Annotated in this window: 12 protein-coding genes; 6 read left to right on the top strand and 6 right to left on the bottom strand. The window is 56.7% G+C overall.

Annotation, left to right across the window (positions count from 1 at the left end; genetic code table 11):
• Positions 1 to 243 precede the first annotated feature (243 nt).
• Genes nagA through AC2FFA_RS07995 form a run of 4 tightly spaced genes read right to left on the bottom strand, consistent with a single transcriptional unit; the run spans position 244 to position 4,044 of the window.
• Entirely contained in the window at positions 244 to 1,377 is a 1,134-nt protein-coding gene (nagA, locus tag AC2FFA_RS08010; RefSeq protein WP_496851009.1) for an N-acetylglucosamine-6-phosphate deacetylase, read from the bottom strand.
• Complete coding sequence (locus AC2FFA_RS08005) at positions 1,374 to 2,402, bottom strand: SIS domain-containing protein (protein WP_117873788.1); 1,029 nt, start codon at positions 2,400 to 2,402, stop codon at positions 1,374 to 1,376. The genes nagA and AC2FFA_RS08005 overlap by 4 nt, the downstream gene beginning before the upstream one ends.
• A 12-nt stretch (positions 2,403 to 2,414) precedes the next feature.
• Complete coding sequence (locus AC2FFA_RS08000; RefSeq protein ID WP_496851006.1) at positions 2,415 to 3,170, bottom strand: GntR family transcriptional regulator; 756 nt, start codon at positions 3,168 to 3,170, stop codon at positions 2,415 to 2,417.
• On the bottom strand, positions 3,157 to 4,044 hold the full coding sequence (locus AC2FFA_RS07995) for a glucosamine kinase nucleotide-binding domain-containing protein (protein WP_496851004.1): 888 nt from the start codon (positions 4,042 to 4,044) through the stop codon (positions 3,157 to 3,159). Before AC2FFA_RS07995 ends, AC2FFA_RS08000 begins: the two co-directional genes overlap by 14 nt.
• Before the next feature lie 158 nt (positions 4,045 to 4,202).
• Here AC2FFA_RS07995 and AC2FFA_RS07990 point away from each other — a divergent pair, with 158 nt between their 5' ends.
• From AC2FFA_RS07990 to AC2FFA_RS07965, 6 genes are all read left to right on the top strand, one after another.
• Positions 4,203 to 5,126, top strand: a complete 924-nt coding sequence (locus tag AC2FFA_RS07990) for an N-acetylmuramic acid 6-phosphate etherase (protein ID WP_496851002.1) — start codon at positions 4,203 to 4,205, stop codon at positions 5,124 to 5,126.
• Positions 5,123 to 6,373, top strand: a complete 1,251-nt coding sequence (locus AC2FFA_RS07985; protein ID WP_299897344.1) for an ABC transporter substrate-binding protein — start codon at positions 5,123 to 5,125, stop codon at positions 6,371 to 6,373. The genes AC2FFA_RS07990 and AC2FFA_RS07985 overlap by 4 nt, the downstream gene beginning before the upstream one ends.
• 67 nt (positions 6,374 to 6,440) lie before the next feature.
• Complete coding sequence (locus tag AC2FFA_RS07980) at positions 6,441 to 7,355, top strand: carbohydrate ABC transporter permease (protein ID WP_299897342.1); 915 nt, start codon at positions 6,441 to 6,443, stop codon at positions 7,353 to 7,355.
• A gap of 10 nt (positions 7,356 to 7,365) precedes the next feature.
• Entirely contained in the window at positions 7,366 to 8,205 is an 840-nt protein-coding gene (locus AC2FFA_RS07975; protein WP_117873776.1) for a carbohydrate ABC transporter permease, read from the top strand.
• The gene (locus tag AC2FFA_RS07970; RefSeq protein ID WP_496850999.1) at positions 8,202 to 9,236 is read left to right on the top strand and encodes a Gfo/Idh/MocA family protein; all 1,035 of its coding nucleotides are present in this window, start codon (positions 8,202 to 8,204) and stop codon (positions 9,234 to 9,236) included. The genes AC2FFA_RS07975 and AC2FFA_RS07970 overlap by 4 nt, the downstream gene beginning before the upstream one ends.
• Positions 9,233 to 10,225 (top strand): ABC transporter ATP-binding protein, encoded by a 993-nt coding sequence (locus AC2FFA_RS07965; protein WP_299897337.1) that lies wholly within the window; start codon positions 9,233 to 9,235, stop codon positions 10,223 to 10,225. The genes AC2FFA_RS07970 and AC2FFA_RS07965 overlap by 4 nt, the downstream gene beginning before the upstream one ends.
• Before the next feature lie 393 nt (positions 10,226 to 10,618).
• On the opposite strand, the gene AC2FFA_RS07960 is transcribed toward AC2FFA_RS07965, so the two are convergent.
• Positions 10,619 to 12,850, bottom strand: coding sequence for a CHASE2 domain-containing protein (locus tag AC2FFA_RS07960; RefSeq protein ID WP_496850997.1), 2,232 nt, complete (start codon positions 12,848 to 12,850; stop codon positions 10,619 to 10,621).
• Positions 12,851 to 12,907: 57 nt separating this feature from the next.
• Positions 12,908 to 13,849: a FecR family protein gene (locus AC2FFA_RS07955; protein ID WP_496850995.1), complete on the bottom strand. Its 942-nt coding sequence runs from the start codon at positions 13,847 to 13,849 to the stop codon at positions 12,908 to 12,910.
• Positions 13,850 to 13,952 lie beyond the last annotated feature (103 nt).

Genomic DNA, 13,952 nt, shown 5'->3' with positions numbered 1-13,952 from the left:
ATTCGCGAAGTTTTGAAAAATCAAAATTTGGCCGCCAGTAAACGCACGCAGCGCTGACATCGCGCACGCGCTGCACGACCGGTCGGATCAACGATGATTTGGGCCGGTTGACGCCGATCTTGTTATCAACCCGTCTCACGCCAGTTTGGTCCAGTCGGAAATCGGCTGAATGTTACGCGGGCTGGACGTTCAGTTCATCCGTTTCATTCTTGGAACATGCGATTTTGTTGGCTCCGGAAGTGATCAGGGTTGCACAGGTCTGACCCGGGACAAATCCGGGGAAATCAGTATCATCTGCGAGAGCGCTGGCTTTTGTCCTGTACTCTTGCCGGAAATCATCGCTAACGGAACGCTTGTTGCTGCTGCGAGTGCTTCTTGAAACGGGATCTCCGCTTGGTCCGTCAGAACCTGTACCGCTGTTGTCAGACACAAATCGGCGCCGGCCAGAGTGCCATCCTCTAACGTCAGCCTGCCGTTTTCCCGCCGGATGGGGCGCCCTTCCAACTGAAACTCCGCCAGTGACGTGCCAGCGACCGCCATCGCATCGCTGACAAGAAAAATCCGCCCAGGTCCGCGCTTGGCGGCCCAGGCAATCCGCATTGTGTCGGGATGAACGTGGATACCATCCGCGATCAAGCCCGCCGATAGCGATCCGCAGGATAGCGCCGCGCCAACCAGTCCGGGTTCTCGGCTGCCAAGCTGGCTCATCGCATTGAACAGATGCGTTGCGCACTGCGCCCCGGCCCTTGAGAACGCCAGGCAGGTCTCAAAAGGCGCGTCCGTGTGGCCCAAAGAGACGATCACCCCTGCGCGCTTCAATGCTTCAACTTGCTGCAGTGTTGTACTTTCGGGCGCCAGCGTCACCATCAACGCAGGCAGGTGTTTTGCAGCATCGATCAAAGTTTCCAGGTCGGTTTGCCGCATCGGGCGGATCATCGCAGCATCATGTGCGCCCTTGCGCCGCTCAGACAGGTGAGGACCTTCCAGATGCAGGCCCGCAATACCGGAAACACCAGTCTGAACGGCCTTGATGGCGGAATCAATAGCGGCTCGGGTTTTCTCGGCCGTGTCAGTGATCAGGGTGGGCAGGATGCTCATCGCACCCAGCGCGCGATGAGCACGTGCGATTTGGGTCAGTGACTGAACAGATGGATCGTCGTTGAACATCACGCCACCACCGCCGTTCACCTGCAGATCAGCATAGCCAGGGCTGAGGATGTCGCCATGCAGATCCTCGATCTGGTCTTCATGCGCTATCTGGTCCAAGGGGACCAACGCATCCAACAGCCCGTTTCTGAACCGTGCGGCGTATCCTTCACGCAATTCAGTGCCATCGAAGATCGGGCCGCCCGCAAAGGTGATGGTAGAACTGGTCATACCGTTTCCGTTACTTTTTTCAGATGGCGTGGTGTGTCCGGGTCAATCCCTCGTTGTGTGGCAACCTTCTCCACCATTCCATAAAACGACGCAATTGTTGGTATGGGGTCCGTCATCCAATGGGACGTTCGGACATGCGGCAGTTCTGTTGCGTGTTTCACGCGGCCGGTTGTGGCGAAAACCACAGCGCCTTTGGACGCCAGTGCGTCTGCAACTTCAGCCAGATTGTCCTCTGCTGCATCCCCGGACGACAAGGCAAGCACAGGAAAGCCCTGATCCACGATGGAAACAGGGCCGTGCAGAACCTCGGCTGCCGAATAGCTTTCCGCGTGAATCTGGCAGGTTTCCTTGAATTTCAACGCGGCTTCGTTGGAAATTGCCAAAGACATGCCGCGCCCCAGTGTAAACAAAGAGCGACCATCCACCGCGTCCGCCACGGCGCTCCAGTCGCAGGCAATTGCAGTCGACAAACTGTCCGGCAGCCCATGGATGGCGCGTAACAAATGATCATCGCGCTTCACCTGCGCAATCAACCACAACCCGGCGACCAGAGACGTCACGAATGTCTTCGTCGCCGCCACGCTCAGTTCGGGGCCCGCGTGAATTGGCAGCGTTGCCGTGGCTGCGTCGGCCAGTGCAGAGGCAGTGTTGTTCGTGATCGCGACCGAGTAAGCTCCGCCGGATGTGAGCGACTGCGTGAGTTGCACGATATCCGGGCTCTGGCCGGATTGTGAAACAGAGATGCAGATCGCATCCTCGCAGTGCATGTCGACACCGTAGATAGACTTGACCGACGGTCCGACCGAAGCCATCGGCAAGCCAAGTAGCAGTTCCGAGGCGTATTTCAGAAAGCTGCAGGCATGATCCGAGGATCCGCGCGCCACCGAGATCAGAAACCGCGGGTTGCGGGTCTGGATCTCGTTGGCGGTTTGCGCGATCAAATCTGCGCCCTCGGTCAGAAGGCGGTCTACGGCGTCGGGAATCTCATTGATCTCCTGCCGCATTTGAGTGGTTGTGTCAGACATTTTCCCAGGCTTTCAATTTGACAGGCGCAGCTCAGCCACGAAGTCATAGGCATCACCGCGGTAGATCGAGCGGGTCAATTCAGCGACCCGCCCGCTTTGCAGATATGAGGTGCGTTGAATCCGAAGCCCGGCCGTACCTTCCGCAACGTCCAGAAGCTCTGCCTCGGGCGCTTCAAGGTTGATGGCCGAGATTTTCTGGATAGCGCGCACCGGTCGCAGACCAGATTGTTCAAGAACAGAGTAAAGCGACCCCGTCACTTCAGTGGGGTTTGGCAGGATATCCAGCGGAAGGGCCGCTTTTTCCAACGCCATCGGGCGTCCTCCTGCCTCTCGCAGGCGGTAGATACGTGCAACCTGTTCGTTTGCCGACAAGCCCAATGCCATCATTTCTTCCGGGGATGGCAGGAAAATCCCACGCTCCAGCCATGTCGAGGTCGTCTTGAGCCCGCGCCGCTCCATGTCTTCGGTGAAAGATGTCAGATGGGACAGCGACTGTTCAACTTTCGCCACGGGTTCCCGAACAAAAGAACCAGACCCCTGCCGTTGTTCGATTGCACCCTTGCGCACCAATTCATGAATGGCCTTGCGCACAGTCACACGCGACAGGTCGGTGATCTCGGCGATTTCTCTTTCGGGGGGCAGTGAACTGTTGGGAGGCAGGATACCGTCCTTAATCCCTTGTTCGAGGCGCTGACGGAGCTGTACATAGCGCGGGCCCGAGCTTTGCCCCAACCATCCTTCGGGCCGCAGGAAATCAGCTACGCTCATGTTCGATTTCCTCCAGATACGCCTGTGCCAATGCAAGTGCGCCGGACAGTGGATCGCCCGCAGGCTGGACCAGAACAGATTGCATGTCTGAAGGCAGGTGCGGCGCGTAAAGGGGGCCGATTCCGCCGGTCAGACAAACGGGCAGGCCAACGTTCCAGCCCATTTTCTTCATCACCTCGATCAGATAGTCCGCACCGTCCCGCAGGATTGATCTGGCCAAATCGTCCCCGCGATTGGAAAGCTCGGTCACAAGCGGGGCGAGGGCGCCAAAGTCAGATGGCGTCATGTCAGCGGCGGCCCGTACAATTCCCGCGGCATCGCCGAATCGAGACAGCAGATCCTGCGCCAATTCTGAAGGGCCGGTCATACCGTCTGTGTGCTCCAGCGTCTTGGCCAGCGCCCGTTTGCCAACCCATTGCGCGGAAGCCTGATCGCCCAGAACAGGACCCCATCCGCCGGCAAGCTTCATCACGCCACCCCTTTGCATTGCGACAAAAGAACCGGTGCCGCAATGTGCGACAAACCCGTCTCTGGCCCCCAATGCTCCGCGCAAAGCTGCTGCACGATCGTCTTCGATCCGAACGTGCTGAATTGGCAATGCCGCTGCGAGTTTTCTGGCGATCGCATCACCTGTTATCCCGGCCAAGCCCAGATAGGTGGGCGCTCGTGCAAGCTCCTCCGCCGAACGGCCCGTCTGAACTGCCAGAGCTTCCAGGCCACGCCGCAACTCGATGCAAGCAGCGTCGAAATCAGTAGACACGTTTGCCGCGCCAACTTCGACCCTGTGTGTTTTGCCATCAACAAAAGCGGCGACGCGGCAGCGCGTTCCACCCCCGTCGGCGGCCAGGAACATGGGTTTTGATGACTTTACCATATAAAGACCTTTATAATACCTTTTGTGTATTTTGAAGTCCTAATTGCGACCAAAGCGGCGATTATCGCGCTAAAATGCCCAAAAATATGAAAAAAAATAAATCGTAGACTAATGGTATTTAAAAGGTATGATATCGAGAGTTCTTGGGGGAGAATCACTTGATTACGCCGGCGACAGAACAATTGCATCAGGATGCGCATGGGCTTGATACCCGTCCGCTGGCAGAAGTGGCCAGCCTGCTGGCGCGGTCGCAGGTGTCAGCGGCGACGGCAGTGCTTGATGCACTTGGTCCGATTTGCAGCGGGGCGACGGCCATGGCCCAGACGATCCGGTCGGGCGGCAAGCTTCGATATCTTGCGGCGGGGTCTTCCGGCCTCATGGCGGCCTCGGACGCGCTGGAGCTTGGCGGAACGTTCTCAATCCCCTCGGGACAGATCCGCATTCATATGGCCGGTGGAATGCCGACCAAAGCAGACATGCCGGGGGATGTAGAGGACGCTGTTGATGGGCTTGCACGTGAAATGTCGGATATGCATGCCAATGATATGCTCATCGCGGTCTCGGCCAGCGGCACCACACCCTACACTGTTGCAGCCGCGAAACTGGCGCGCGACAAGGGAGCGCCCGTGATCGGGATTGCAAACAATGCGGGTTCGCAATTGTTGCAACTGGCGGACCATGCCGTTCTGCTTGCGACCCCTCCGGAATTGATCTCGGGCTCAACCCGGATGGGGGCGGGTACTGCGCAGAAAATAGCCCTCAATACGTTGTCGACGCTGATGGCCATCGAGCTTGGGCATATTCAGGACGGCATGATGATCAATCTTCGGGCGGACAATGAAAAATTGCGCGCACGCGCCAACGGAATCGTGTGCCAACTGACCGGCGTATCACCTGAACGTGCTGATGATGCCCTGAGGGCCGCGGATGGGAACCTGAAATGCGCGGCACTTGTCGCCGCGGGTGCCGTATCGGCCGAGGATGCTCAAAAGCGACTGGCTGAAACGAATGGCCATCTGCGTCACGCGATGAACCGGCTGAATGAAAATAACGAACATAGCAACCTGGGAGAAACCAAATGAAACGCAAAGTTCTGAGCCTGGCTCTGATGAGCACGGCGCTGGTCACAAGCGCCTATGCGCAAGACGCTACGCTGACAATCGAAAGCTGGCGCAACGATGACCTCGCTCTCTGGCAGGAAAAGATCATCCCCGCATTCGAGGCGGCCAATCCAGATATCAAAGTTGTTTTTTCGCCTTCAGCCCCGGCAGAGTACAACGCCGTTCTGAACTCCAAGCTGGAAGCCGGATCCGCCGGTGATCTGATCACCTGCCGCCCGTTCGATGCTTCTCTGGCGCTTTACGAAGCAGGCCATCTGACCGACCTGTCCGATCTGGATGCGATGAACAACTTCTCGGACGTTGCCAAATCCGCGTGGCAGACAGACGATGCGTCGGCCAGCTTTTGTGTTCCGATGGCATCGGTGATCCACGGTTTCATTTACAACAAGGACGCGTTCAACGAATTGGGTCTGGACGTTCCGACCACCGAGGCAGAATTCTTTGAAGTGTTGGACAAGATCAAGGAAGACGGCACCTATATACCGATGTCAATGGGCACGAATGACCAGTGGGAAGCCGCAACGATGGGCTATAACAATATCGGCCCGAACTACTGGAAAGGTGAAGAAGGCCGACTGGCATTGATCAGGGGCGAGCAGAAACTGACCGACCCTCAGTGGGTCGCGCCCTTTGCCACTTTGGCGAAATGGGCCGATTATCTGGGTGACGGATATGAGGCGCAGACCTATCCCGACAGCCAGAACCTGTTCACATTGGGCCGCGCCGCAATTTACCCGGCAGGCAGCTGGGAGATTGCAGGTTTCAACACACAGGCTGATTTTGAGATGGGCGCCTTCAAGCCGCCGGTCCAAAATGCCGGTGACACCTGCTATATCTCGGACCATACCGATATCGGCATCGGCCTGAATGCTGCCAGCGAAAACCAGGAGGCTGCCCGCACGTTCCTGGCCTGGGTCGCAAGCCCCGAATTCGCCAGCATCTTCGGCAATGCGGTTCCCGGTTTCTTCCCTCTTTCCAACACCCCGGTTGAATTGGAAGATCCTCTTGCCAAGGAAATCGTCGGGTGGCGGGATGAGTGCGAGAGCACCATCCGTTCGACTTATCAGATCCTGTCACGCGGCACACCCAACCTTGAAAACGAGACCTGGGGTGCATCCGTTGCAGCCATCAAGGGCACCGAAAGCTCTGAGGCTTTGGGCAAAAAACTGCAAGATGGTTTGGCCAGCTGGTACGCACCGCATCAGTAACATCTGAACCACTCTCTCCGGGTGCGGCCCATCGCGCCGCGCCCGACACTTTTCCCCGGAGAATCCCATGCAGACGCGCCGCATACGCTGGCACATCGTCGTTTTCCTTGCACCTGCGGTGCTGGTCTACACGGCGGTGATGATCCTGCCCTTGTTCAATACACTGCGCTTCGCGCTGTTCACCGAAGTCGATCAGGCACGTGTGTATGTGGGGTTGGAGAATTTCCGAACCTTGTTCTTTGATCCGCTGTGGTCCGAGCAATTCTGGAATGCGTTGGGCAACAACTTCTGGTTCTTCCTGATCCACATGCTGGTGCAGAACCCCATCGGAATCGCTCTGGCCGCGATCCTGTCACACCCGAGGCTGCGCTTTGCCGCACTGTACCGGTCGGCCATTTTCATTCCGACGATCCTGAGCTTCGTGATCGTGGGTTTTGCCTGGAAACTGATCCTGTCTCCGCTTTGGGGGATTGCGCCCTCGATGCTGGACGCTGTTGGCCTGAAATCCCTGTTTGCTCCGTGGTTAGGCAAGGAAGAATACGCGCTGACAACTCTGGCGCTCGTCTCGGTCTGGCAATTTGTCGGCATCCCGATGATGCTGATCTATGCGGCCCTGCTGTCGATCCCTGAAGAAATTCTTGAAGCCGGCGAGATTGACGGGATCACCGGAGCTTCGGCTTTCTGGAAAATAAAACTTCCGCTGATCCTGCCCTCGATCGGGATCATCTCGATCCTCACATTCGTGGGCAATTTCAACGCATTCGATCTGATCTATGTCTCTCAGGGCGCGCTGGCGGGGCCAGATTTTTCGACCGACATCCTGGGCACTTTCATGTACCGCACGTTCTTTGGCTTCCAGCTGCAATTGGGTGATCCGTATATGGGGTCCGCCATTGCCGGTGCCATGTTCGCCATCATCCTTGTCGGTGTTTGCATTTACCTTTTCGGCATCCAGACCCGGATGCGACGGTATCAGTTGTGAGGGCTCTGCAATGAACAAAGCACGCTCGAATCCGCTGAATACCGCCGCAATGCATGGAGCGTTGATCCTTTACACTCTGATCGCCCTGTTCCCGGTTTTCGTGATCATCATCAACAGCTTCAAAACGCGCCGTGCCATCTTTCGCGAACCGCTCGCATTGCCTGATGCCGAAAGTTTTTCCCTGATCGGCTACCAGACGGTGATGAAGCAGGGGGATTTCTTCCTCTACTTTCAGAACTCGCTGATCGTCACCGTGGCTTCACTGACCTTTATCCTGCTGTTCGGTGCCATGGCGGCCTTTGCCCTCAGCGAATACCGGTTCAAGGGCAACATGTTGATGGGACTCTATCTGGCACTTGGGATCATGATCCCAATCCGCATCGGCACAGTGGCGATTCTGGAGATGATGGTCGCAACGGGGCTTGTGAACACGCTCTGGGCCCTGATCTTCGTCTACACGGCACAGGGCTTGCCGTTGGCCGTGTTCATCCTTTCCGAGTTCATGCGCCAGGTCAGTGATGACCTGAAGAACGCAGGGCGCATCGATGGGCTTTCGGAATACACGATCTTTTTTCGGTTGGTGCTGCCTCTGGTTCGGCCTGCCATGGCAACCGTCGCTGTTTTCAACATGATCCCTATCTGGAACGATCTCTGGTTCCCGCTGATTCTGGCACCCGCTGAAGAGACCAAAACCCTGACGCTGGGCAGCCAGGTCTTCATCGGCCAGTTTGTCACCGACTGGAACGCAGTTCTTTCCGCACTCAGCATGGCGATCCTGCCAGTTTTGGTGCTCTACGTTATCTTCTCGCGCCAGCTGATCCGTGGCATCACTTCAGGAGCTGTCAAATGACCCGGGTTCTGATCGCTGGTCTTGGCAACATGGGCCTGAGCCATGCCTTGGCCCATCATCGTCACCCCGAAGCGCAGCTCGTGGGACTGGTCAACCGCTCAGGTCGAGTGGATCATACCGATCTGTCAGGCTATCCGGCCTATACGGATTTTCAGGCGGCACTGGCCGAGACAAACCCCGATCTGGTCGTCGTCGCAACCTATTCCGACAGCCACGCAGACTTCGCCTGCGCCGCAATGGAAACAGGCGCGCATGTCTTTGTTGAAAAACCACTGTCCACGACGGTTGCGGACGCCAGACGCGTGGTCGCGAAAGCAGTGGAAACTGACCGGAAACTGGTGATCGGATACATTCTGCGGCACCACCCCTCTTGGATGCGCCTGATCGCGGAGGCGCGCGAACTCGGAGGACCATATGTCTTCCGTCTGAACCTGAACCAGCAAAGCAGCGGGGCCGAATGGGAAACGCACAAGGCCTTGATGCAGACGACGTCCCCTATCGTCGATTGCGGTGTGCATTACGTCGATGTGATGTGCCAGATCACCGACTCCGATCCCGTCCGCGTGCATGGCATGGGTCTGCGTCTGAGTGACGAGATTTCCGAAGATATGTATAACTACGGCCAGTTCCAGGTGGTCTTCGAAGACGGCTCGCTCGGCTGGTACGAAGCCGGCTGGGGCCCGATGATGTCCGAAACCGCGTTCTTCGTGAAAGATATCATCTCACCCAACGGCTCGGTCTCGATCACTGATGGCAACAAGGGCGCATCGGCCGATATCGACGGTCACACTAAGGTCGGCGGTCTTCTGGTTCACCGCCCCGAAGGTGACCAGACGATCGACCTGCCCGATGAACCCGGCCATCAGGACCTCTGCGACGCCGAGCAAGCCTATATGCTGCGCGCCATCGCCGAAGATATCGATCTGACCCGCCACATGAACGACGCGGTGCAATCGCTGGCCATCTGCCTGGCCGCTGATGAAAGCATCCGTACAGGCCAACCCATTTCGCTGAAAGAGGCACGCATATGACCGCCCTGACGCTGCAAAACGTGAACAAGTCCTTCGGCACCGTCGAGGTCCTCAGGGATATCAACATCGAAGTTGACGAGGGCGAATTCGTCGTCTTTGTCGGCCCTTCGGGTTGCGGTAAATCCACCCTTCTGCGTGTCATCGCGGGGTTGGAGGATGTGACGTCGGGCGACGTGTGCATCGGCGGTGAGGTCATGAACCTCACCCCGCCCTCAAAGCGCGGTATCGCAATGGTGTTCCAGAGCTATGCTCTCTACCCCCACCTGAACGTGCGCAAGAACATGTCATTGGCGCTGAAACAGGAGGGCCAGAGCAGGCAGGTCATCGAAGAGCGTGTTGCCAGGGCAAGCAAGATGCTGAACCTCGAACCTTACCTCGACAGATATCCTTCCGAACTGTCCGGTGGTCAGCGCCAGCGCGTCGCCATCGGTCGCGCCATCGTGCGGGAACCGAAGCTGTTCCTGTTCGACGAGCCTCTGTCCAATCTCGACGCGGCTCTGCGTATGAATACACGGTTGGAAATTGCGAACCTGCACCGGCAGCTTGACGCTTCGATGATCTACGTGACCCATGACCAGACCGAGGCAATGACTCTTGCCGACAAGATCGTCGTTCTGCGCGACGGGCATGTGGAACAGGTCGGCAGCCCGATGGAGCTTTACAACAACCCCGCCAACCAGTTCGTGGCCGGTTTCCTTGGGGCGCCGTCGATGAATTTCTTTCCCGCCAGCATGATTGGCGAAAGCGCAAACACTACAACGGGAATCCGCCCGGAAGACCTGTTTTTGTCTGATGATGGCCCGGTTGTCGCAAACGTCACCCATGTCGAGCATTTGGGCGGTGACACCAACGTGATTGCCATGATGCAGGATCACCAGATCACCGCACGCCTGTTCGGGCAGCATCAGGTTGAGGCCGGTCAGAGCATCCGGTTTGGGTATTCACCGAGCAGGGTCTTCCGCTTCGACCCTCAGGGTTCCCGTCTCTAATAACAACCGATGATGAAGGGTTTGTGTGTTGGGTTTTTTATGAGTTGCCGAAGTCAGGCGGTATTCATCGCACGGGCCTTGTGGTGAGATCTGAAAGTTCAATCAGCGGTTTTTTTCCTGCCACGCCACCTTGTTAAAGTTGAGCATTTCACAACGTCGGCGTTTTTGGGTCCGAATATGGCGATCTTCCATGAGTGGGTTTGTTGCTCATCGTGACCTGTCACGAGTTGGGCAACTAAGTTGAACGCGAGTATCGCGAGCCTGCGGCTCCGGTTTATGACCAGAATTGCTATCTGGCCAGCAAGGCCCCATGCATACCGCGCCCGGAACGAATGTGTTTGTTTGCATGGGACGGAACGAAAGGCTTCGGATTAAACAGGGGCGGAACGCCGCCTATCCAGATCCTTTCCTTTGATTGTATCGGGTGAACATGGCTTCCCCTGATGGTGAATCTGTTCTGAAATCAGCTGCACGACCGGGCAGGGCGCGATAGAACTGGCGCAATCCGGGTTCGATATCTTCTGCGAGTTTTTCGCAGCGCGGAAACAAACGCGCGATGTCACCCTGAGGCTTTCGGGTTCTCAGCGCTGAGATCAAATCACTGTGCTGAGCAAGGAGATTTTGGAATGCAGTGGTCTTCCGCAAAGCGGAATCACCTACAAGAACAAAAACAGGTTCAGGGTTGGCTTTTCCTTTAAGATCAACGTGGCCTGCCTCCAGAAACGCCAGGTCATCTTGTCCAGCTTGAAAAACCCCGTTTGAGACGACGATGTCATAATCAACTGTTCGACAGGATTGTTCGATACGTGCCGAAACATTCACGACATCTCCGATAACTGTATAGTTGAACCGTTTCTGCGATCCTATGTTGCCGACGCAGGCCTGCCCTGTGGCAATTCCTGTTGCCAGCGCTATCGGCTTTCGGTTCCGCATGATGTCGGATGCATTGAATTGTGCCAAAGCACCCCGCATCCTGAGCGCGGCAAGCGCTGCGCGGCATGGATGGTCGGCAACGGGCAAAGGTGCGTTCCAGAAGGCCATGATGGCGTCACCGATGAACTTGTCGATCGTACCACGCTCATGCAGGATCTGATCCCCAAGCTTGGAAAACAGCGCATTCAACAACGAAACAAGTTCTGTGGCCGTTGCGGATTCGGACAGAGCCGTGAAACCGCGGATATCCGAAAACAATACGGTGATTTCCTGACTTTCACCGCCCAATTGCAGCTGGTGACCCGTATTCTCCATTTCATCAAGGATTTCCGGGGCCACGTAATGCGAAAAGACTTTTCGAATTTCGCGCTTTTCGCGCTCGGTCGATACGAAAAGATACCCCGCCAGCAGACCAAAATTTGCGATTCCTCCAATCAGGGGAAAGGTGGCATCGAAAAGGACCGACTGGTTTTGAAAAACCAGCCAGCTGATGGCAAGAACAGCAGCGGCTGCTATGCCACCGGCGATAAAGGATGCAATGGCGCCAAAGCTGGACATGACGGCAATCACGACAAGCCCGAGAAACGCAAAGGCCAGCAATTCCTGCGCTGCGGTCACGTCGGACCGGCTGAGCATTTCATCGGTCAGGATTTGTTCGATCATCTGAGCATGAATTGAAACACCTGGGACGCTTTCGCCCAGTGCCGTCTGATGAATATCGAATAATCCGGCAGCGGACGTTCCGATCAGGATTATTCTGCCTTCGATTTCAGATCGCAGCTCGGGGTTTTCCGAGCCTTCCAGAACATCCTTGGCTGAAATGTAGAGGTCGGGGGTGTCCCGCCGGTATTTCAGCCAAAGCTCGCCATTCTCGGTTGTAGGCAATCGATATCCGGCGATTTCGGCGGCCAGCATGATGCCTGCTTCGTCAGGCGCGCCTTCCACGAAAATACTGGTCTCACCCAAGGCAACCCTGAGGGCTTCGATTCCAAGGCTTGGCAGCGGACCGTCCGGACCGTTCCAAAGAACCGGTGCACGTCTCACGATGCCGGTTCCACCGATGGGTGAGACATTGACCCCACCAACACCCGCAGCTGCCCGACCCAACGGTGGCGCGATTGGCGTCCAATGAGGGACCGAGATCAGCCCCTCGGTAGGGTTTTCCCCGAATTCAATGATTCCGGCCTTAGCCGCAATGGGTTCCCCTTCAGCTGACAATCGCACAGCCACGCCCAGAACCACGGGCCAGTAGGCCATTTCCATCCCCAGCACGACGTCATTGTCCAGCTTTTCGGCATGGCGTTCCACTGTCAAAATACCCGCCAGCGATGGGTCGTTCAGAAGGTGAGATGGCGAATACCGGTCAGGTTCGGCAAACAGCATGTCGAAAGCAATCGTAGCGGCGCCATAGTCACCCAGATTTTGAACCATCTGCGCAACCAATGTTCGGGGCCAGGGCCATTGCCCCCAGCTGGCAAGCGAGGCCTCATCGATATCCACAACGCGCACGGGGAGTTCGGGATTAAACTCTCGCGGAGACAGTCGTTGCAAAACGTCGAAATAGATCAGACGCGTCATTCGAACGGGGTACGGGTCCCACGCTCGGATGATGCAACCCAAGAGGATCAGGCACAGCCCCACGAGGCGGAAGGCCCATCGGCCATTCTTGGATTTCCGCACCTTGTCGCTCACACCATCCTCCAGATAAATGGAACCGGGCCTGCGTACGCAACAGCAGTTCTTGAGCAATTAGAGGTCAGTCTCTTCCCGCTCGGGCTCTTCCTGTTCGGGTTCTTCCTGCTCAGGTTCTTCCCGATCTGGCTCGTCAGGTTCCGGTTCTTCTCTATCGGGCTCTTCCTGCTCAGGTTCTTCCTGTTCGGGCTCCTCGCGATCCGGCTCTTCTCTTTCCGGTTCATTGTTTGCGGAAGGCGAAGGTCCGGCGCCCGTATTCTGGGCTTCTCGCTGCTGAGGAGGGTCTCTACGGGCTTCCGACCGGTCAGGCTCGACACGCCGTATGGGGGCTCCATCACCTGAACACCCTTCGACTCGCACCTGCAAAGGGGGCAGCAGTCCTTCCTGGGACTCAATGAAGGGAAATCCGCTTTTCAGCGCTTGTTCGTATTGGGCCTGATCGGCAGGCTGACCGACACCTCCGTCTCCGCTTGTTGCGTACATGCTGCATTGACGTCCCGAAGATCTGCACGAGCCCTGGCTACCGCACATGCGGACCGTGCCCTGCAGGACAAGCATCGCGCTTTGTTTTTCCGACACGACCCACATGTCGAAGGTCGTGCCGCGCACGGCCATTGTCGCCGACGGAGTCCTGATCGAGTAGGCTCTCTTTCGGCTTTTCCCGGAAATAAACCGAAAACTGCCACCCAAGGCCTGAACAGCAAAGCTCTTGGCCTTGCGGTTACTTCGCAACATGGTCACATCCAGCACCATGCGCGCGTTGGGGCCAATGGCAATCTTGGTGTCATCCACAAAAACGATTTGAATTACGCCTGTCCGATCAGTGGTGAGTGCGTCGCCCGACACAACCTCCATTCCCGAATACACAGGTTGTGCTTTTCCCGCTCGCGTGATGTGAGCGCCCTGTTTGACGCTTATTACTTTTCCAATGTTGGCGATGGTCTGCGACGGTATGATTACGACAACGCATAAAACCAGAATAATCTTTAACAACGACAAACTCGAGCCCCTTCCCCCAATGGGTCTTGATACGTGCAAATTGCACTGTGCCCGAAATTTGCCCCTCAAAAAGCATAGTTTTATTATTGATAAGCATCAGGAA

It is taken from the genome of Ruegeria sp. YTSB088, from assembly GCF_059609825.1.
This window is presented reverse-complemented; position numbering and strand designations above follow the sequence as displayed.